The 19,485-nt window shown below is 65.3% G+C and carries 16 protein-coding genes; 7 read left to right on the top strand and 9 right to left on the bottom strand.

The window, feature by feature from the left end; all coding sequences use genetic code 11:
• The first annotated feature begins 411 nt into the window (after nt 1–411).
• Nucleotides 412–1,863 carry an MDR family MFS transporter gene (locus DM373_RS11755; RefSeq protein WP_110993743.1) on the top strand — a complete coding sequence of 484 codons (1,452 nt, stop codon included), beginning with the start codon at nt 412–414 and terminating at the stop codon, nt 1,861–1,863.
• A 172-nt stretch (nt 1,864–2,035) separates the two neighbouring features.
• On the opposite strand, the gene DM373_RS11750 is transcribed toward DM373_RS11755, so the two are convergent.
• Entirely contained in the window at nt 2,036–2,668 is a 633-nt protein-coding gene (locus tag DM373_RS11750; protein ID WP_110993742.1) for a TetR family transcriptional regulator, read from the bottom strand.
• Nucleotides 2,669–2,924: 256 nt separating this feature from the next.
• Between DM373_RS11750 and ttgA the strand changes: the two genes are divergently transcribed.
• The 5 genes from ttgA to DM373_RS11725 all read left to right on the top strand — a co-directional run bounded on the left by ttgA (nt 2,925) and on the right by DM373_RS11725 (nt 11,347).
• Complete coding sequence (gene ttgA, locus DM373_RS11745; RefSeq protein ID WP_110993741.1) at nt 2,925–4,079, top strand: toluene efflux RND transporter periplasmic adaptor subunit TtgA; 1,155 nt, start codon at nt 2,925–2,927, stop codon at nt 4,077–4,079.
• A gap of 3 nt (nt 4,080–4,082) precedes the next feature.
• Nucleotides 4,083–7,235, top strand: coding sequence for a multidrug efflux RND transporter permease subunit TtgB (ttgB, locus tag DM373_RS11740; protein WP_110993740.1), 3,153 nt, complete (start codon nt 4,083–4,085; stop codon nt 7,233–7,235).
• The gene (locus tag DM373_RS11735; RefSeq protein WP_110993739.1) at nt 7,232–8,677 is read left to right on the top strand and encodes an AdeC/AdeK/OprM family multidrug efflux complex outer membrane factor; all 1,446 of its coding nucleotides are present in this window, start codon (nt 7,232–7,234) and stop codon (nt 8,675–8,677) included. The genes ttgB and DM373_RS11735 overlap by 4 nt, the downstream gene beginning before the upstream one ends.
• Before the next feature lie 250 nt (nt 8,678–8,927).
• On the top strand, nt 8,928–10,181 hold the full coding sequence (locus DM373_RS11730) for an OprD family porin (protein WP_110993738.1): 1,254 nt from the start codon (nt 8,928–8,930) through the stop codon (nt 10,179–10,181).
• 182 nt (nt 10,182–10,363) lie between these two features.
• Complete coding sequence (locus DM373_RS11725) at nt 10,364–11,347, top strand: LysR family transcriptional regulator (RefSeq protein WP_110993737.1); 984 nt, start codon at nt 10,364–10,366, stop codon at nt 11,345–11,347.
• Here the strand turns inward: DM373_RS11725 and DM373_RS11720 are convergent.
• Entirely contained in the window at nt 11,247–11,933 is a 687-nt protein-coding gene (locus tag DM373_RS11720) for a Crp/Fnr family transcriptional regulator (RefSeq protein WP_110993736.1), read from the bottom strand. The genes DM373_RS11725 and DM373_RS11720 overlap by 101 nt on opposite strands.
• A gap of 91 nt (nt 11,934–12,024) precedes the next feature.
• Between DM373_RS11720 and DM373_RS11715 the strand changes: the two genes are divergently transcribed.
• Nucleotides 12,025–12,549, top strand: coding sequence for an Mpo1 family 2-hydroxy fatty acid dioxygenase (locus DM373_RS11715; protein WP_110993735.1), 525 nt, complete (start codon nt 12,025–12,027; stop codon nt 12,547–12,549).
• Between the two features lie 80 nt (nt 12,550–12,629).
• Here DM373_RS11715 and pcaC read toward each other — a convergent pair whose 3' ends face one another.
• The 7 genes from pcaC to DM373_RS11680 form a co-directional block, all read right to left on the bottom strand.
• On the bottom strand, nt 12,630–13,022 hold the full coding sequence (pcaC, locus tag DM373_RS11710; RefSeq protein WP_070093782.1) for a 4-carboxymuconolactone decarboxylase: 393 nt from the start codon (nt 13,020–13,022) through the stop codon (nt 12,630–12,632).
• An 11-nt stretch (nt 13,023–13,033) separates the two neighbouring features.
• Nucleotides 13,034–13,825 carry a 3-oxoadipate enol-lactonase gene (gene pcaD / locus DM373_RS11705; RefSeq protein WP_110993734.1) on the bottom strand — a complete coding sequence of 264 codons (792 nt, stop codon included), beginning with the start codon at nt 13,823–13,825 and terminating at the stop codon, nt 13,034–13,036.
• Nucleotides 13,826–13,836: 11 nt separating this feature from the next.
• Nucleotides 13,837–15,189: a 3-carboxy-cis,cis-muconate cycloisomerase gene (locus DM373_RS11700; protein ID WP_110993733.1), complete on the bottom strand. Its 1,353-nt coding sequence runs from the start codon at nt 15,187–15,189 to the stop codon at nt 13,837–13,839.
• A 9-nt stretch (nt 15,190–15,198) separates the two neighbouring features.
• Entirely contained in the window at nt 15,199–16,488 is a 1,290-nt protein-coding gene (locus tag DM373_RS11695) for an MFS family transporter (protein WP_110993732.1), read from the bottom strand.
• A 155-nt stretch (nt 16,489–16,643) separates the two neighbouring features.
• Complete coding sequence (gene pcaF / locus DM373_RS11690; RefSeq protein ID WP_208642793.1) at nt 16,644–17,849, bottom strand: 3-oxoadipyl-CoA thiolase; 1,206 nt, start codon at nt 17,847–17,849, stop codon at nt 16,644–16,646.
• Nucleotides 17,846–18,625, bottom strand: coding sequence for a CoA-transferase subunit beta (locus DM373_RS11685; RefSeq protein ID WP_110993730.1), 780 nt, complete (start codon nt 18,623–18,625; stop codon nt 17,846–17,848). Before DM373_RS11685 ends, pcaF begins: the two co-directional genes overlap by 4 nt.
• The gene (locus tag DM373_RS11680; protein ID WP_110993729.1) at nt 18,622–19,482 is read right to left on the bottom strand and encodes a CoA transferase subunit A; all 861 of its coding nucleotides are present in this window, start codon (nt 19,480–19,482) and stop codon (nt 18,622–18,624) included. Before DM373_RS11680 ends, DM373_RS11685 begins: the two co-directional genes overlap by 4 nt.
• Nucleotides 19,483–19,485 lie beyond the last annotated feature (3 nt).

Genomic DNA, 19,485 nt, shown 5'->3' with positions numbered 1-19,485 from the left:
CGTCGCCATCGGGGCGGTCATGCTCGTCATGCAGGCAGAGGAATAAAAGGTGTGGAAATACAGCAACGCGAAACCCTGCGGCAAAACGCTGCACCATGCTGGTGCAGGCCCCGGATTTCAGCCTCTGCGACCTTTGCACGATATCACGCAGCCATGCAGCACTGGATGAATGCGCCAATGCCGATCTTGCATAGGGGATGCACAGAGTACATAGGAAGCTACTCAACTCAGGTTACAATCTTTCCTTCCTCAGCTCTCAGCTTCAGATGCTGGACGCGGGTTTTGTGGGAGCGGGCTTGCCCCGCGATGGCAATGGCCTTTGCGACGACATCGCGGGGCAAGTCGCATCGGCGCACCGCCGCTCCCACGAACCAGCGCCCACGTCACTGGCAATGACAACAAGGTGCCCTTGTGACCGCCGCCCTGCCCCCTACCGTTCTTCGCAGCGTACTGACCGCCCTGATGCTGGCGATCTTCCTCGGTGCCCTCGACCAGACCATCGTCGCCGTGTCGCTGCCGGCGATCTCCGCCCAGTTCAACGATGTCGGCCTGCTGGCCTGGGTCATCTCCGGCTACATGGTGGCCATGACCATTGCCGTGCCGATCTACGGCAAGCTCGGCGACCTGTATGGCCGGCGACGCATGATCCTCACCGGCACCGCGCTGTTCACCCTCGCCTCGATCGCCTGCGGCCTGGCCCAGGACATGCCGCAGCTGGTGCTGGCGCGGGTGCTGCAGGGCATCGGCGCAGGCGGCATGGTGTCGGTGAGCCAGGCGATCATCGGCGACTTCGTGCCGCCGCGCGAACGCGGCCGCTACCAGGGCTATTTCAGCAGCATGTACGCCCTGGCCAGTGTCGCCGGGCCGGTGCTGGGCGGCTGGCTGACCGAGTACCTGTCGTGGCGCTGGGTGTTCTGGATCAACCTGCCGCTGGGGCTGGTGGCGCTGTGGGCGATCCACCGTGCCCTCGACGGGTTGTCGGTGAAACGCCGCGAGGTTCAGGTGGACTACCTGGGCGCGGTGTTGATGATCATTGGCCTGGGCAGCCTGCTGCTGGGCATCACCCTGGTCGGCCAGGGGCATGCCTGGCAGTCGACACCGGTACTGGTACTGCTGGGCGGCGCGCTGCTCGGGCTGCTGGTGTTCGTCACCCATGAGCGACGCTGCCGTGAGCCACTGCTGCCGATGAGCCTGTTCGGCAACCGGGTCGCGGTGCTGTGCTGGTGCGTGATCTTCTTCGCCAGCTTTCAGTCGATATCGCTGACCATGCTCATGCCCCTGCGTTACCAGGGCATCACCGGGGCCGGCGCCGACAGCGCCGCACTGCACCTGCTGCCGCTGGCCATGGGGCTGCCGCTCGGCGCGTTCACCGGTGGCCGCATGACCAGCCGCACCGGGCGTTTCAAGCCACAGATCCTGACCGGCGCGCTGCTGATGCCGGCTGCCATCGCCGCCATGGCCCTGACACCGCCGCAATCGGGTTGGCTCAGCGCATTGTTCATGCTGCTGACCGGGATCGCCTGCGGGTTGCAGTTCCCCACCTCGCTGGTGGGTACCCAGAGTGCAGTGGAGGCGAAGGACATCGGCGTGGCCACCAGCACCACCAACCTGTTCCGTTCGCTAGGCGGGGCGATGGGGGTGGCGTGCATGTCCAGCCTGCTGCTGGCGTTGTTGCAGCAGGGTGGTTTCGAGCTGCTGGGCAATCCCCTGCTGGGCAGCCTCAAGGCAGGTGAGGCAGACCCTGAGACCCAGGCGCGCTTGCTGGAAACGTTCAGGAATCTGTTGCTGGCCAGTGCAGGGGCTTCGCTGCTTGGGTTGCTGGCTGCGCTGGCGTTGCCGGATCGGCAACTGCGCGGGCGCTGAGATCGCCGGGGGCGCTTCGCCCCCCTTTCGCGGCACAAGGCCGCTCCTACAGAAGTGCGCGATCCCTTGTAGGAGCGGCCTTGTGCCGCGAATGGGCTGCGCGGCAGCCCCGGTTGTTAATCCCTATTTAATGCCGAGCAACCCACACTTCCTCACAATCCTTCACAAAGTGTCATTTGCGCAGGCTTGGGCTCAAGCGCAGCATATCCAGCCCGGTGTCCACCCACTTTTCGGCATCGCGCAGCAGGTCGAAACTGTCCGGCAGCAGCAACCAGCGCCCAATCAGGCCATCAACATAGGCAAACATCGCCACGGCAGCGCGATCGCAATCGAGGTCGGCAGGCAATTGCCCACGCCGCACGGCGTTGGTCAGGGTCAGGGCTATACCTACGTGGCAGTCGAGTACCGCGTTCTGCCGTTGCTGGCGAATCTCACACATGTCGTCGGTGAACTCGCACTTGTGGTGCAGGATTTCATTGATACGCCGGGTTCGGGCATCCAGCACCAGTTGGTTGAACACTTGCAGTAACAATTTGCGCATGCAACCCAGCGGGTCGAGTTCATCCTCGCTCTCACTGGCCCGGGCCAGGTGGTCGTGGGTTTCGTGCAGGCAGTCGAGCAGCGCCTGGACCAGGTCGGCCTTGTTGCTGAAATGCCAGTAGATCGCGCCACGGGTCACCCCCGCGAGCTCAGCGATATCGGCCAGTGTGGTTCGCGCAACCCCGCGCTTGTAGAAGGCCTTTTCCGCCGCCTCGATAATCTGGGCGCGGGTTTCCTGGGCTTCTTCTTTGGTTCGACGGACCATGGCAACACAACCTCTTCAGGCCCCGCACGCACTTCTGGCGGGCGGGAATCAGGCCGGGGTCGCCTCTTCAGGGGCCGTTCCCGGGGTAATTGAGCGGTTCGCGGTGGGGGGGTATGCAATCCACCGGCGGTATTTACAAACAAGCATGAATGTAAGTATATTCGGTAGCAAGCTATTAATCCACCGGATAGCGTTTTTCTGACAAGACACTTCCACTATTCTTGAGCTCCCTTGCTCCAGCGACCCGAGGATCCTCATGCAATTCAAGCCAGCCGTAACCGCCCTGGTTTCCGCCGTGGCCCTGGCAACCCTGCTCAGTGGCTGTAAGAAAGAAGAAGCCGCGCCTGCGCCGCAGGCTCCTCTGGTCGGCGTCGTCACCGTTCAACCCCAGTCCTTCACCCTGACCTCGGAACTGCCGGGGCGCACCACGGCCTACCGCATCGCCGAAGTCCGCCCGCAGGTCAATGGCATCATCCTCAAGCGCCTGTTCAAGGAAGGCAGCGACGTCAAGGAAGGGCAGCAGCTCTACCAGATCGACCCCGCCGTCTACGAGGCCAACCTGGCCAACGCCCAGGCCAACCTGCAGGCTACCCGCTCGCTGGCCGAACGCTACAAGCAACTGATCGACGAGCAGGCCGTCTCCAAGCAGGAATACGACGATGCCAATGCCAAACGATTGCAGGCAGAAGCCGCGCTCAAGAGCGCCCAGATCGACCTGCGCTACACCAAGGTTCTGGCACCGATCAGCGGCCGCGTCGGCCGTTCCTCGGTCACCGAAGGCGCGCTGGTGAGCAATGGCCAGACCAACGCCATGGCCACCATCCAGCAACTCGACCCGGTCTATGTCGACGTCACCCAGTCCACCGCCGAGCTGCTCAAGCTGCGCCGTGACCTGGAAAGCGGCCAGTTGCAGAAGGCCGGTGACAACGCCGCGCAAGTGCAGCTGGTGCTCGAAGACGGCAGCCTGTTCAAGCAGCAGGGCCGCCTGGAGTTCTCGGAAGTTGCAGTCGACGAAACCACCGGCTCCGTGACCCTGCGCGCGATCTTCCCCAACCCCGACCACACCCTGTTGCCGGGCATGTTCGTGCACGCCCGCCTCAAGGCCGGGGTCAATGCCAACGCCATCCTGGCCCCGCAACAGGGCGTGACCCGCGACCTCAAGGGCGCGCCGACCGCACTGGTGGTCAACCAGGAAAACAAGGTCGAACTGCGCCAGCTCAAGGCCAGCCGTACCCTGGGCAGCGACTGGCTGATCGAGGAAGGCCTGAACCCGGGTGACCGCCTGATTACCGAAGGCCTGCAATACGTACGCCCAGGCGTCGAGGTCAAGGTCAGCGAAGCCACCAACGTCAAGAAGCCGGCCGGCCCCGATCAGGCCAACGCGGCGAAAGCAGACGCCAAAGCGGAGTAAACCATGTCGAAGTTCTTTATCGATCGCCCGATCTTCGCCTGGGTGATCGCCCTGGTGATCATGCTGGTCGGCGCCTTGTCGATCCTGAAGCTGCCGATCAACCAGTACCCGAGCATCGCGCCGCCGGCCATCGCCATCGCCGTGACCTACCCGGGCGCCTCGGCGCAGACGGTGCAGGACACCGTGGTGCAGGTGATCGAGCAGCAGCTCAACGGTATCGACAACCTGCGTTATGTGTCGTCGGAAAGTAACTCCGACGGCAGCATGACCATTACTGCCACCTTCGAGCAGGGCACCAACGCCGACACCGCGCAGGTGCAGGTGCAGAACAAGCTCAACCTGGCCACCCCGCTGCTGCCGCAAGAGGTACAGCAGCAAGGTATCCGCGTCACCAAGGCTGTGAAGAACTTCCTGCTGGTGATCGGCCTGGTGTCCGAAGACGGCGGCATGACCAAGGACGACCTGGCCAACTACATCGTCTCCAACATGCAGGACCCGATCTCGCGGACCGCAGGCGTGGGTGACTTCCAGGTGTTCGGTGCACAGTACGCCATGCGTATCTGGCTCGATCCGGCCAAGCTCAACAAGTTCCAGCTGACCCCGGTCGACGTGCGCACCGCGGTTGCCGCGCAGAACGTGCAGGTGTCGTCCGGCCAGCTCGGCGGCCTGCCGGCCCTGCCAGGTACCCAGCTCAACGCCACCATCATCGGCAAGACCCGCCTGCAGACCGCCGAGCAGTTCGAAAAGATCCTGCTCAAGGTCAACAGCGACGGCTCCCAGGTGCGCCTGGGCGATGTCGCCCAGGTCGGTCTGGGCGGCGAGAACTACGCCGTCAGCGCCCAGTTCAACGGTAAACCCGCCTCCGGCCTGGCCGTGAAGCTGGCCACCGGCGCCAACGCCCTGGATACCGCCAAGGCGCTGCGCAAGACCATCAGCGACCTGGAACCCTTCTTCCCGCCTGGCGTGAAGGCCGTGTTCCCGTATGACACCACCCCGGTGGTCACCGAATCGATCAGCGGGGTTATCCACACCCTGATCGAAGCCGTGGTCCTGGTGTTCCTGGTGATGTACCTGTTCCTGCAGAACTTCCGCGCCACCATCATCACCACCATGACCGTACCCGTGGTGTTGCTGGGTACCTTCGGCATCCTGGCGGCGGCCGGCTTCAGCATCAACACCCTGACCATGTTCGCCATGGTGTTGGCCATCGGCTTGCTGGTGGACGATGCCATCGTCGTGGTGGAGAACGTCGAACGGGTCATGTCCGAGGAAGGCTTGCCGCCCAAGGAGGCGACCAAGCGCTCGATGGAGCAGATCCAGGGCGCGCTGGTGGGTATTGCCCTGGTGCTGTCGGCGGTACTGCTGCCCATGGCCTTCTTCGGCGGCTCCACCGGTGTGATCTACCGTCAGTTCTCGATCACCATCGTCTCGGCCATGGGCCTGTCGGTACTGGTCGCGCTGATCTTCACCCCGGCCCTGTGCGCCACCATGCTCAAGCCGCTGAAAAAGGGCGAGCACCATGTGGCCAAGCGCGGCTTCTTCGGCTGGTTCAACCGCAACTTCGACCGCAGCGTGGTCGGCTACGAGCGCAGCGTCGGTACCATCCTGCGCAACAAGGTGCCGTTCCTGCTGGCCTACGCGCTGATCGTGGTCGGCATGATCTGGCTGTTCGCCCGCATCCCCACCGCGTTCCTGCCCGAGGAAGACCAGGGCGTGCTGTTCGCCCAGGTGCAGACCCCGGCCGGCTCCAGTGCCGAGCGCACCCAGGTGGTGGTCGACCAGATGCGCGAATACCTGCTCAAGGAAGAAGCCGACACCGTGGCTTCTGTGTTCACCGTGAACGGCTTCAACTTCGCCGGCCGCGGCCAGAGCTCGGGCATGGCGTTCATCATGCTCAAGCCGTGGGGCGAACGTTCGGCCGAGAACAGCGTGTTCAAGCTGTCGCAACGCGCCCAGCAGCACTTCTTCAGCTTCCGTGACGCGATGGTGTTCGCCTTCGCCCCGCCTGCGGTGCTGGAACTGGGTAACGCCACCGGCTTCGACGTGTTCCTGCAGGACCGCGCCGGTGTCGGCCACGTCAAGCTGATGGAAGCGCGCAACCAGTTCCTGGCCAAGGCCGCGCAGAGCAAGATCCTCAGCGCAGTGCGCCCGAACGGCCTGAACGACGAACCGCAGTACCAGCTGACCATCGATGACGAACGTGCCAGCGCCCTGGGCGTGACCATCGCCGACATCAACAGCACCCTGTCGATCGCCCTCGGCGGCAACTACGTCAACGACTTCATCGACCGTGGCCGGGTCAAGAAGGTCTACATCCAGGGCGCGCCCAACGCGCGGATGAGCCCGGAAGACCTGCAGAAATGGTACGTGCGCAATGGCGCCGGCGAGATGGTGCCGTTCTCCTCGTTCGCCAAGGGCGAATGGACCTACGGCTCGCCGAAACTGTCGCGCTACAACGGCGTTGAAGCGGTCGAGATCCTCGGTGCCCCGGCCCCGGGCTACTCCACCGGTGAAGCCATGGCCGAAGTCGAGCGCATCGCCGGCGAACTGCCAGCCGGTATCGGCTACTCCTGGACCGGCATGTCCTACGAGGAAAAACTCTCCGGCTCGCAAATGCCGGCGCTGTTCGCCCTCTCGGTCCTGTTCGTGTTCCTCTGCCTGGCAGCGCTGTACGAAAGCTGGTCGATCCCGATCGCCGTGGTACTGGTCGTGCCCCTGGGTATCATCGGTGCGCTGATCGCCACCAGCATGCGCGGGCTGTCCAACGACGTGTACTTCCTGGTCGGCCTGTTGACCACCATCGGCCTGGCGGCCAAGAACGCGATCCTGATCGTCGAATTCGCCAAGGAACTGCACGAGCAGGGCCGCAGCCTGTACGACGCCGCCATCGAGGCGTGCCGCATGCGTCTGCGCCCGATCATCATGACCTCCCTGGCGTTCATCCTCGGCGTGGTACCGTTGACCATCGCCAGCGGCGCGGGCGCCGGCAGCCAGCATGCCATCGGCACCGGGGTGATCGGCGGCATGATCAGTGCGACCGTGCTGGCCATCTTCTGGGTACCGCTGTTCTTCGTAGCAGTGTCGTCGCTGTTCGGCAGCAAAGAGCCGAAAGCCGACGCCACCCCTGAAACTCCACGTTATGAGGCTGGGCAATGACCAAGTCTTTGCTGTCCCTGGCGGTTACCGCCTTCATTCTCGGCGGCTGCTCGCTGATCCCCGACTACCAGACGCCGGAAGCGCCGGTCGCCGCGCAGTGGCCGCAAGGCCCTGCGTACTCGCCGACCGAAACCGCCAACGTCGCCGCTGCCGAACAGGGCTGGCGCCAGTTCTTCCACGACCCGGCGCTGCAGCAGCTGATCCAGAGCTCGCTGGAAAACAACCGCGACCTGCGCGTGGCAGCGTTGAACATCGATGCCTACCGCGCCCAGTACCGCATCGCCCGTGCCGACCTGTACCCGGCTGTTTCTGCCAATGGCAGCGGCAGCCGTCAGCGGGTACCGGGGAACGTGTCGCAAACCGGTGAGGCAGACATCACCAGCCAGTACTCGGCAACGATCGGCGTCAGTGCCTACGAGCTGGACCTGTTCGGCCGCGTGCGCAGCCTGAGCCAGCAGGCCCTGGAAACCTACCTGTCCAGCGAACAGGCGCGCCGCTCCACGCAGATCAGCCTGGTGGCCAGCGTGGCCAACGCCTATTACACCTGGCAGGCCGACCAGGCGCTGCTCAAGCTGACCCAGGAAACCCTGAAAACCTACGAAGAGAGCTACAACCTCACCCGCCGCAGCAACGAGGTGGGTGTGGCGTCGGCGCTCGACGTCAGCCAGGCACGCACCGCCGTGGAAGGCGCCCGGGTCAAGTACGCGCAGTACCAGCGACTGGTCGCCCAGGACCTCAACAGCCTGACCGTGCTGGTGGGTACCGGCGTGCCGGCCACCCTGCCCCAGCCGCTGGAGCTCAACGCCGACCAGCTGGCCGAAGTGCCGGCGGGCCTGCCGTCCGACCTGCTGCAACGCCGTCCGGACATCCAGGAGGCCGAGCACCTGCTCAAGGCCGCCAACGCCAACATCGGCGCCGCCCGCGCGGCGTTCTTCCCGAGCATCAGCCTGACCGCCAACGCCGGGACCCTGAGCCCGGACATGGGCGGCCTGTTCAAGGGTGGCTCTGGCACCTGGCTGTTCCAGCCGCAGATCAACCTGCCGATCTTCAACGCCGGCAGCCTGAAGGCGAGCCTGGACTACTCGAAGATCCAGAAGGACATCAACGTCGCCAAGTACGAAAAGACCATCCAGACTGCCTTCCAGGAAGTCGCCGATGGCCTGGCCGCACGCAAGACGTTCGAAGAGCAGTTGCAGGCGCAACGTGACCTGGTGGCCGCCAACCAGGATTACTACCGCCTGGCCGAGCGCCGCTACCGCATCGGCATCGACAGCAACCTGACCTTCCTCGATGCCCAGCGCAACCTGTTCAGCGCCCAGCAGTCGCTGATCGGCGATCGCCTGTCGCAGCTGGTCAGCGAGGTCAACCTGTACAAGGCCCTCGGTGGTGGCTGGTACGAGCAGACCAACCAGCAAGCGTCGGTACAGTCGCCAAAAGGCTGATCACACCGGCAACAGCATCAAGCCCACCCTCGCGGTGGGCTTTTTGTTGCCTGAACCGGCCAATCGCGGGGCAACCAACATTACGTTCGATAATCGCCCCGTTCCGCTTGCGGCGAATTGCCTCGCCCCCACCCTCCCCCGCACCATCGCCCACGCAACGTTGCACAAGTTCTCACAAAGACGCCCGTCCCCTGCGGCCCGCACCCGCAGCGCCCCGGCTCGCCCAATAAAAACAAGAGATCCACGACAGATGAGCACTTTGCACCCCGCACGCCAGCTGCTGCCCGGCCTGTTGGCCATGTCCTGCGCCCTTCCCGCCCTGGCCGCCGAAAGCGGCTTTTTCGAGGACGCCAAGGCCAGCCTCAACCTGCGCAACTTCTACATCAACCGCAACTTCGTCGACCCGGCCTACCCCCAGGGCAAGGCCGAGGAATGGACCCAGAGCTTCATCCTCGACGCCCGCTCCGGCTTTACCCAGGGCACCGTCGGTTTCGGCCTGGATGTGCTGGGCCTGTATTCGCAGAAGCTCGACGGCGGCAAAGGCACCGCCGGCACGCACCTGCTGCCGGTGCACGACGATGGCCGCCCGGCCGATGACTTCGGCCGCCTGGGCGTGGCGTTCAAGGCGCGCCTGTCGCAGACCGAACTGAAGGTCGGCGAATGGATGCCGGTGCTGCCGATCCTGCGTTCCGACGATGGCCGTTCGCTGCCTCAGACTTTCCGTGGCGGCCAGCTCACCTCCAAGGAGATCGATGGCCTCACCTTGTATGGCGGCCAGTTCCGTGGCAACAGCCCGCGCAACGACGCGAGCATGGAAGACATGTTCATGCAGGGCCGCGCCGCCGCTACCTCCGACCGCTTCAACTTCGCGGGTGGTGAATACACCTTCAACGACAAGCGCACGATGATTGGGCTGTGGGATGCGCAACTCAAAGACATCTACCGCCAGCAGTACCTCAACCTGGTGCACAGCCAGCCATTGGGTGACTGGACCCTGGGCGCCAACCTCGGTTACTTCATCGGCAAGGAAGATGGCAGCGAACGCGCCGGCGAGCTGGACAACCGCACCGCTTCGGCCCTGCTCTCGGCACGCTACAAAGGGCATACCTTCTATGTTGGCCTGCAAAAGGTCAGCGGCGACGACGCCTGGATGCGGGTCAACGGCACCAGCGGCGGTACCCTGGCCAACGACAGCTACAACTCGAGCTTCGACAACGCCAAGGAACGCTCCTGGCAGGTGCGTCACGACTTCAACTTCGTCAGCGTCGGTGTCCCTGGGCTGACCTTGATGAACCGCTACATCAAGGGTGACAACGTGCATACCAGCACGGTGAACGACGGCAAGGAATGGGCGCGGGAGACCGAGCTGGCTTATGTGGTGCAGTCCGGTGCCCTCAAGGACCTGTCGGTGAAATGGCGCAACTCCACCATGCGCAGGGACTACAGCACCAATGCATTCGATGAGAACCGGTTGATCGTGAGCTACCCGTTGAATCTGCTGTAAAGCCCATCGCGGGGCAAGCCCGCTCCCACGCCCTTTCCACATCGTGGGAGCGGGCTTGCCCCGCGATGAGGCCGGCAGCCTTAAAAAGAACAAAAAGGAATATTTAAATCAAATAACATTCTTTGACGTTATATGTAACAAAAGCTAAAACCGAGCCCTGATCCCCGCACCAGAGCCCGAGCATGGACCTCCGCCAACTGCGCTATTTCATCGCCCTCACCGAGTACCGCAGTTTCGTCCGCGCCGCCGAAGCCATGGGCATCACCCAACCGGCATTCAGCCGGGCCATCCAGAACCTCGAACAGACCCTCGGCTGCACCCTGGTCGACCGGGGCAACAAAGCCCTGCCCCCCACCCCCGAAGGCCAGGTGGTGCTGCAACACGCCCGACGCCTCGTGCAAGGCGCCGCCCAGCTGAACAACGAGGTGTTGCAGATGACCAAGCTCGACGCCGGCGAACTGCACTTCGGCAGTGGCCCGGCCCTGGCGGTACGCCTGGTGCCCGAGGCTTTGCAGCAGTTCATCGAGCGCCACCCTGGCATCCGCACGCAACTGCTGGTGGACAACGCCGAGCGCCTGGGCCAGGCCCTGCGCCGCGAGCAGATCGAGTTCTTCGTCGATGACATTCGCCCGTTCGAGGCCGACCCGAACTTTCACACCGAACCGCTCAACCCACGCCCCGGCCTGTTCTTCTGCCGCCCCGGGCACCCGCTGCTGGCCAAGGACAGCCTGTCGACCAACGACCTGTTCGCCTACCCCCTGGCCTGCGCCCTGCTCGCCCCCGGGGTACGCAAGCGCCTGGCCAACCTCAGCGGGCGCAACGACTTCACCCCGCACCTGCAAACCGAGCACCTGGCGGTGCTGCGCAGCGTGGTGCTGGCCAGCGACGCGGTCGGCAGCGCCAGCGAAGAGGCGGTGGCCGAGGACCTGGCCGCCGGTACCCTGGTGCGCCTGCACTGGCGCAACCTGCCACCGGGGCTGGAGGTGCTGAGCGTGCGTTGCGGGGTGGTCAGCCGCAGCGGCTATCGCCTGTCGCCGGCGGCGCGGGCGATGATCGAGACCCTGGTCAGCCTGGATGCTGAGCCATTGCCCGCAGCCGCGGCGCATCGACAATCTCCACCTCGCCATAGCCCAGGCGTACCACGCCGGATTGTTCGAGGTTCCTGAGGATCTGATTGATGGTCTGGCGCGACAGCGACAGCATCAGCGCCAACTGCTCCTGGGACAGTTGCAGGCGCCACTGGGCGATATCGCGCTCGCCATAGCCCTCGGCGATCTGCAGCAGGCGGTGGGCGACCCGGGGCGCTGCGGCCAGCAGGCTCTGCTGCTCCAGGGCGACGAATACCCAGCGCAGCTTGTGGCTCATCAGCAACGCCAACTCGCGCCAGTGCTGCGGTTCACGCGCCAACCACTCGAGCAGAGGCGCCTGGGGGAGCCACAGTAATCGCGTAGCCCCTTCCGCGAAGGCGTCATGGGTGCGTGGCTGGCCATCGAACAGGCTGATCTCGCCGAACCAGTACGGCGCTTCGACCAAGGTCAACAGCGCCTCCTTGCCCTCGCTGCTCACCGCCCCCACCCGCATCGCCCCGTCGAGCACCGCATACAGCCCGCACGGCGCATCGCCGCGCTGGAACAGGCATTGCCCCGGCGCCAGCTCGCGGATTCGAGCCAGGGCCAGCAGGCTATCCTGAACCTTGGTGGGCAACTGCCGGAACCATTGCCCGTGCAGCAACTGGGTACGCAGATCGTGCATGGCACCTCGCAAAGCGGACTCTGTCGGCCAGGCGACAGACGACGACGAATGGACGGGGCAAGCTGCGCCTACCCCTGATGGAGGAACAACAATGAAAAACCTCGTCGAACACCTGAGTCAATACGCCGCCTATCATCGCGACCCACGCAATATCACCACCCACTTCGTCGGTATTCCGTTGATCGTGCTGGCGGTGAGCATCCTGCTGTCGCGGCCGGGCTGGGACCTGGCAGGTTTGTGGCTGTCGCCGGCATTGCTGCTGGCCACCTGGTCGGTGTGGTTCTACCTGCGCCTGGACCTGCGTTTCGGCCTGGTGATGGGGTTGTTGCTGGGGCTGTGCCTGTGGGCCGGCCAGGCCTTGGCCGTGCAGGCCACCGGGCTGTGGCTGAGCGCCGGGCTGGGGGCTTTTGTGGTGGGCTGGATCATCCAGTTTGTCGGGCATGCTTACGAAGGGCGCAAGCCGGCGTTTGTCGATGATGTCAGCGGGCTGATCATCGGGCCGTTGTTCGTGGTGGCGGAGCTGGCGTTCATGGCCGGATTGTGTGGCGACCTGAAGAAGGCCGTGGAAGCCAATGCCGGGCCGGTGGCCATCCGCCAGAAGAAAGCAGCCGTCTAGCAAATCGCGGGGCAAGTCGCAGCGGCGCACCGCCGCTCCCACGAGATCTAGCGTGGGAGCGGGCTTGCCCCGCGATGGCGTTATTGTCGCGACTCAACCCCCAACTCATCCCACACCGACTCCGCCAGGTGGAAGGTGGCGTTGGCCGCCGGAATGCCGCAATAGATCGCACTCTGCATGATCACTTCCTTGATCTCTTCGCGCGTCACGCCGTTGTTGGCCGCCGCACGCAGGTGCAGCTTGAGCTCGTCGTTGCGGTTCATGCCGATCAGCATGGCGATGGTGATCAGGCTGCGGGTATGCCGTGGCAGCCCCGGGCGGGTCCAGATATCACCCCAGGCATGGCGGGTGATCATTTCCTGGAACTCGCCGTTGAAGTCGTTGAGTTTCTCCAGGCTGCGGTCGACATGGGCATCGCCCAGCACCGCGCGGCGCACCTGCATGCCAGCGTCGTAGCGTTGTTTCTCATCCATGGCGCATGTCCTCAGCGAGCCAGCAGGAAATCGAGCACGCGGTCACTGAACGGCGCACCGACCTCGACGTTGGACAGGTGCGCCGCCGGGAACTCGGCGTAATCGGCACCCAGTATGCCAGCCTGCATGAACCGGCCATGCTCCGGCGTGGTGACCACATCGGCGCTACCGGCGACGATCAGGGTCGGCACCTGGATGCGCTGGAGCTGGTCACGGAAATCGGCATCGCGCACAGCGGCGCAGTTACCGGCGTAACCGGCAGGCGAGGTGTGCGCCAGCATCTCGGTGATGCGTTGGGCAATCGCCGGCTCGGCCGCGGCGAACGCCGGGGTGAACCAGCGCGCAATGGAGGCATCACGCAGGTCGCGCATGGCCTGCTGGCCGCCCTTGAGCACGGTGTCGATACGGGTGTTCCACACCTCGTCATTGGCGATTTTCGCCGCCGTGTTGCACAGGGTCAGGCTGAGCAGGCGCGAGCCTGCGTTGATACCCAGCCACTGGCCGATCAGGCCGCCCATGGACAGGCCGACGAAGTGGGCCTTGGGGATATCCAGCGCGTCGAGCAGCGCCAGCACATCGTTACCCAGTTGTTCGATGCTGTAGGGCCCTTCGCTGACCACCGAGGCACCGTGGCCACGGGTGTCGTAACGCAGCACGCGAAAGTGCTCGCTCCAGGCCGGGATCTGCGTGTCCCACATGCCAAGGTCGGTACCCAGCGAGTTGGACAACACCAGCACCGGGGCATGCGCCGGGCCGTCGAGTTGGTAATGCAGTACGCCATCGGCCAGTTGCACGTGCGCCACAGCGGTCTCCTTCAGGCAATGAAACGTTGATGTTCGGCCACGGCACGCGCCACCCAGACACGCGCCTGGCCGAGGTAATGGGCAGGGTCGAGCAGGCGATCGAGTTCGTCGGCGGACAACTCGGCGCTGACCTGTGGTTCGTCACCGAGCACGGCGCGCAGGTGGCGTTGCTCGGCCACCGCGCGCTGGCAGCAGTGCTCCAGCAGATGATGGGCGCGATCACGGCCCAGGCGCTGGGCCAGGACGATGCTGACGGCTTCGGCCAGCACCAGCCCCTGGGTGAGGTCGAGGTTGCGGCGCATGCGTGGGGCGTCCACTTCCATGCCCTCGGCGATCACCTGGGCCTGGCGCAGGGCGCCGGACACCAGGCAGCAGATTTCCGGCAGGGTTTCCCATTCGGCGTGCCACAGCCCCAGGCTGCGTTCGTGCTCCTGGGGCATGGCGCTGAACAGCGTCGAAACCAGCCCCGGCACACGGGTGGCGGCGCCGATTAGCACCGCCGCCCCCACCGGGTTGCGCTTGTGCGGCATGGTCGAGGAGCCGCCCTTGCCTGGCGCTGCGGGTTCGAACAGCTCGCCCGCCTCGGTCTGCATCAACAGGCTGACATCACGGCCGAACTTGCCCAGGCTGCCGGCGATCAGGCCCAGCACCGAGGCAAACTCCACCAGGCGGTCGCGCTGGGTGTGCCAGGGTTGCTCGGGCAATGTCAGTTGCAGCTGTTCGGCCAAGGCCTCGGCCACCGGCAACGCCTTGCTGCCCAGCGCCGCGAGGCTGCCGGAGGCACCACCGAACTGCAGCACCAGCAAGCGCGGGCGCAGCTCCTTCAAGCGTTGGCGATGACGGGTCAGGGCGCCGAGCACGCCAGCCAGCTTCATTCCCAGGGTCACCGGCGTGGCGTGCTGCAACCAGGTGCGGCCCACCAGTGGCGTGTCGGCATGCTGCAGGGCCTGGCGGGCCAAGGTGTCGGCCAAGCTGCCGAGGTCGCTTTCGATCAGCGTCAGCGCCGCACGCAGTTGCAGCACCAGGCCAGTGTCCATGGCGTCCTGGCTGGTGGCGCCCAGGTGTACATAGCGCTCGGCCTCGGGCACGCCACTGGCGATCACCTTGCCCAATGCCTTGACCAGCGGGATCGCCGAGTTGCCGGCGGTGGCGATGGCATCGGCCAATGCCCGCACGTCGTAGCGCTCGGCCTTGCAGGCGGCCTCGATCGCCGGCACCACGGCGTGCGGCACCAGCCCGGCGGCGGCTTCGGCACGGGCCAGGGCCGCCTCGAAATCGAGCATGCCCTGCAGCCGGCCTCGGTCAGAGAAAACCTCGCGCATGGCCGGGGCGGTGAAGTAGGCGTCGAACAGTTGGTTGCTCATGCAACGTCCTTAGTGATCATCGTGCAGGTACTGCGCCTGCTTGGGCAGGCGCAGGCTGAACAGGAAGGCCACCGCCATCATGGCGGTCACGTACCAGTAGAAGGTGTTCTCCATGCCCAGGGTCTTCAAGCCCAGGGCCACGTACTCGGCCGAACCGCCGAACACCGCGTTGGCGACCGCATAGGCCAGCCCTACCCCCAGCGCCCGCACCTGCGGCGGGAACATCTCGGCCTTCACCAGGCCGCTGATCGAGGTGTAGAAACTGACGATGCACAGTGCCAGGGTCACCAGCACGAAGGCCATGAACGGGCTGCTCACGGTCTTCAACGCCATCAGCAGCGGCACGGTGAACAGCGTGCCCAGGGCGCCGAACAGCAGCATCGAGTTACGCCGGCCGATGCGGTCGGAGAGCATGCCGAACACCGGCTGCAGGATCATGAACAGGAACAGTGCGCCGGTCATCACGAAACTGGCGCTCTTGGCGTTCATGCCGGCGGTGTTGACCAGGTACTTCTGCATGTAGGTGGTGAAGGTGTAGAAGATCAGCGAGCCGCCGGCGGTGTACCCCAGCACGGTGATGAAGGCGGCGGCGTGATTGCGGAACAGGCCACTGACCGAGCCGGCGTCCTTGTCCTGGCGGGTCTCGGCGCTGCTGGTTTCTTCCAGGGAGCGGCGCAGCACCAGCGAGATCAGCGCGGCAACCGCGCCGACCACGAACGGGATGCGCCAGCCGTAGGCGCGCAGCTCTTCTTCGCTCAGCAACTGCTGCAGGATCACCACCACCAGCACCGCCAGCAACTGGCCGCCGATCAGGGTGACGTACTGGAACGAGGCGAAGAAGCCGCGCTGGCCGCGCAGGGCCACTTCGCTCATGTAGGTGGCGGTGGTGCCGTACTCGCCGCCCACCGACAGGCCCTGGATCAGCCGCGCCAACAGCAGCAGCGCCGGCGCCCAGGCACCGATGCTGGCATAGGTCGGCAGGCAGGCAATGATCAAGGAGCCGAAACACATCATCAGCACCGAGGTCATCAACGAATTCTTGCGCCCGTGCCGGTCGGCCAGGCGGCCGAAGATCCAGCCGCCGATGGGCCGCATCAGGAAGCCCGCGGCGAACACGCCGGCCGTGTTGAGCAACTGCACCGTGGGGTCGTCGGAGGGGAAGAAGGCCGGGGCAAAATAGATGGCGCAAAAGGCGTAGACATAGAAGTCGAACCATTCCACCAGGTTGCCCGAGGAGGCACCGACGATGGCGAAGATGCGTTTGCTGCGTTCTTCGCCGGTGTAATAGGTTGAGGTCATGGTGCGTTTACTCCTGGAGGGTCACAGGTAATTCTAGACATACCTGGTTACACACTCGTTCCGCCTCGACCCCATCGCGGGGCAAGCCCGCTCCCACGCAGCCTGATTGGTGTTTTCGTGGGAGCGGGCTTGCCCCGCGATAGGGCCGGTACAGGTCAAACCCGCTCGATGGCCAACGCCAGCCCTTGGCCAACCCCCACACACATGGTCGCCAGGCCTTTACGCCCACCCGTCTTCTCCAACTGGTGCAACGCCGTCAGCACCAGCCGCGCCCCACTCATGCCCAGCGGGTGGCCGAGGGCGATGGCACCGCCATTGGGGTTCACCTGCGGCGCATCGTCCGCCACACCCAGTTCGCGCAGCACCGCCAGGCCCTGGCTGGCGAAGGCTTCATTGAGCTCGATGACGTCGAAGTCGGCCACGGCCACACCCAGGCGCTCGGTCAGCTTGCGCACCGCCGGCACCGGGCCGATGCCCATCACCCGTGGCGCCACACCGGCGCTGGCCATGCCCAGCACCCGGGCACGCGGGGTCAGGCCGTGTTTCTTCACGGCTTCGGCCGAGGCCAGGATCAGCGCGGCGGCACCGTCGTTGACGCCCGAGGCATTGCCGGCGGTGACGGTCTTGTCCGGGCCATTGACCGGCTTGAGCCGGGCCAGCGCTTCGAGCGTGGTGTCCGGGCGCAGGTGCTCGTCCTGCTCGACCACGGTCTCGCCCTTTTTATGGGCAATGCGCACCGGCACGATCTCTTCGGCGAAGAAACCGGCGGCCTGTGCAGCACCCGCCTTCTGCTGGCTGCGCAGGGCGAAGGCGTCCTGGTCGGCGCGTGAAACCTGATGATCGTCGGCGACGTTGTCGGCCGTCTCGGGCATGGCGTCGACGCCGTACTGGGCTTTCATCAGCGGGTTGATGAAGCGCCAGCCGATGGTGGTGTCTTCCAGTTTCATGTTGCGCGAGTAACCGCTCTCGGCCTTGCCCATGACGAACGGCGCGCGCGACATCGACTCGACGCCGCCGGCGATGGCCAGCTCCATCTCGCCGCTGGCGATGGCGCGAAAGGCGGTGCCGATGGCATCCATGCCGGAAGCGCACAGGCGGTTGAGGGTCACGCCCGGCACGCTCTGTGGCAAGCCGGCCAGCAGCAGGGCCATGCGCGCGACGTTGCGGTTGTCTTCACCGGCCTGGTTGGCACAGCCGAGGAACACTTCGTCGAGCTGGTCCCACTGCACGCTCGGGTTACGCTCGATCAACGCCTTTAGCGGCACTGCCGCCAGGTCATCGGCGCGCACGCCGGCCAGGGCACCGCCAAAACGGCCGATGGGGGTGCGGATGGCGTCACAGATGAATACGTCACGCATCAGGCTTCTCCTGCCACTTGCCCATGGGCGGCGGCGGTGCGGGCTTCGAGGTCGCGCAGCGCGGTCAGCTCGACTTCGCTCGGCGCCGCGGTCTCCTGGGCGTTGTCGGCAAAGCGGATCGCCCAGCCGGTGGCGTTGATGATCTGCTCGCGGGTCACGCCCGGGTGGATCGAGGTCACGACAAACTCGTGGGTGCCGGCTTCCGGCTCCATGATGCACAGGTCGGTGATGATGCCGACCGGCCCTTCGCCCGGCAGGCCCAAGCGCTTGCGCGAGTCGCCGCCTTCGCCGTGGCCGACCGAGGTGATGAAGTCGAGCTTGTCGACGAACGCCCGTGGCGACTGTTTGAGGATGATCAGCACCTGCTTGGCGGAACCGGCGATCTCCGGCGCACCACCGGCACCCGGCAGGCGGGTTTTCGGCGCGTGGTAATCACCGACCACGGTGGTGTTGATGTTGCCGAAGCGGTCGACCTGGGCGGCGCCGAGGAAGCCGACGTCGATACGCCCGCCCTGCAGCCAGTAGCGGAAAATCTCGCCGGTCGGCACCACGGTGTCGGCGGTTTCCGCCAGTTCACCGTCACCGATCGACAGCGGCAGCACGCTGGGCTTGGCACCGATCGGGCCGGATTCGTAGATCAGCACCACGTCGGGCGACGAGGTCAGGCGCGCCAGATTGGCGGCCTTGGACGGCAGGCCGATGCCGACGAAGCAGACCGCACCGTTGCGCAGGCGACGGGCAGCGGCGACGGTCATCATTTCGGAAGTGGAGTAGCTCATTGCGCGGCCTCCGCGGTGCTGGCCAGCTTGGCCTTGAAGTCGGTGAAGTCGGTGGTGCCACGGATGTAGGTGTCGATCCAGGCGCTGAAGGTTTCGCGGTTGCGGGCAATCGGGTCCCAGGCCTGGTAGAAGCGGTTGTCGCGTTCGTAGTAACCGTGGGCGTAAGACGGATGGGCGCCGCCCGGTACCAGGCACACCGCGCTCAAGGCCCAGGTCGGCAGCACGCAGGCGTTCATCGGTGCGTTGAGGTCGTCGACGATCTCTTCGACAGTGACGATGCAGCGCTTGGCCGCCAGGGCCGCTTCCTTCTGCACGCCAAGGATGCCCCACAGCAGCACGTTGCCCTTGCGGTCGGCCTTTTGCGCGTGGATCACGGTGACGTCCGGGCGTACCGACGGCACGGCGGCGAGCACTTCGCCGGTGAACGGGCAAGTGACGCTCTTGATCAACGGGTTGACCTTGGGCAGGTCGGAGCCGGCGTAGGCGCGCAGCACCGCGAACGGCAGGCCGGAGGCGCCGGCGACATAGGCATTGGCCAGGTCGGCGTGGCTGTGCTCTTCGATCTCGATGGCATGCGGCCACTGCTTTTCCACCGCATCGCGCAGGCGGTGCAGCGAACCCACCCCCGGGTTACCGCCCCAGGAGAAGATCAGCTTGCGCGCGCAGCCGGCACCGATCAGCTGGTCGTAGATCAGGTCCGGGGTCATGCGCACCAGGGTCAGGTCGCGCTTGCCCTGGCGGATGATCTCGTGGCCGGCGGCGGTCGGGATCAGGTGGGTGAAGCCTTCGAGGGCGACGCTGTCGCCATCCTGGATGAACTGCTTCACGGCATCGTGAAGCGAGAGGATTGCTGCCATTGG

It is taken from the genome of Pseudomonas sichuanensis (genome assembly GCF_003231305.1).
GTDB lineage: Bacteria > Pseudomonadota > Gammaproteobacteria > Pseudomonadales > Pseudomonadaceae > Aquipseudomonas > Aquipseudomonas sichuanensis.
The sequence above is the reverse complement of the archived record's forward strand: the minus strand, read 5'-3'. Positions and strand labels throughout refer to the sequence as shown.

What these genes read in the sequence shown, in the direction of transcription:
- DM373_RS11680 (WP_110993729.1), bottom strand. Translation starts at nt 19,482, where the DNA reads ATGGCAGCAATCCTCTCGCTTCACGATGCCGTGAAGCAGTTCATCCAG.
- ttgA (WP_110993741.1), top strand. Translation starts at nt 2,925, where the DNA reads ATGCAATTCAAGCCAGCCGTAACCGCCCTGGTTTCCGCCGTGGCCCTG.
- DM373_RS11750 (WP_110993742.1), bottom strand. Translation starts at nt 2,668, where the DNA reads ATGGTCCGTCGAACCAAAGAAGAAGCCCAGGAAACCCGCGCCCAGATT.
- DM373_RS11700 (WP_110993733.1), bottom strand. Translation starts at nt 15,189, where the DNA reads ATGAGCAACCAACTGTTCGACGCCTACTTCACCGCCCCGGCCATGCGC.
- DM373_RS11695 (WP_110993732.1), bottom strand. Translation starts at nt 16,488, where the DNA reads ATGACCTCAACCTATTACACCGGCGAAGAACGCAGCAAACGCATCTTC.
- pcaC (WP_070093782.1), bottom strand. Translation starts at nt 13,022, where the DNA reads ATGGATGAGAAACAACGCTACGACGCTGGCATGCAGGTGCGCCGCGCG.
- DM373_RS11685 (WP_110993730.1), bottom strand. Translation starts at nt 18,625, where the DNA reads ATGAGCTACTCCACTTCCGAAATGATGACCGTCGCCGCTGCCCGTCGC.
- DM373_RS11720 (WP_110993736.1), bottom strand. Translation starts at nt 11,933, where the DNA reads ATGCACGATCTGCGTACCCAGTTGCTGCACGGGCAATGGTTCCGGCAG.
- DM373_RS11715 (WP_110993735.1), top strand. Translation starts at nt 12,025, where the DNA reads ATGAAAAACCTCGTCGAACACCTGAGTCAATACGCCGCCTATCATCGC.
- DM373_RS11730 (WP_110993738.1), top strand. Translation starts at nt 8,928, where the DNA reads ATGAGCACTTTGCACCCCGCACGCCAGCTGCTGCCCGGCCTGTTGGCC.
- DM373_RS11725 (WP_110993737.1), top strand. Translation starts at nt 10,364, where the DNA reads ATGGACCTCCGCCAACTGCGCTATTTCATCGCCCTCACCGAGTACCGC.
- DM373_RS11735 (WP_110993739.1), top strand. Translation starts at nt 7,232, where the DNA reads ATGACCAAGTCTTTGCTGTCCCTGGCGGTTACCGCCTTCATTCTCGGC.
- ttgB (WP_110993740.1), top strand. Translation starts at nt 4,083, where the DNA reads ATGTCGAAGTTCTTTATCGATCGCCCGATCTTCGCCTGGGTGATCGCC.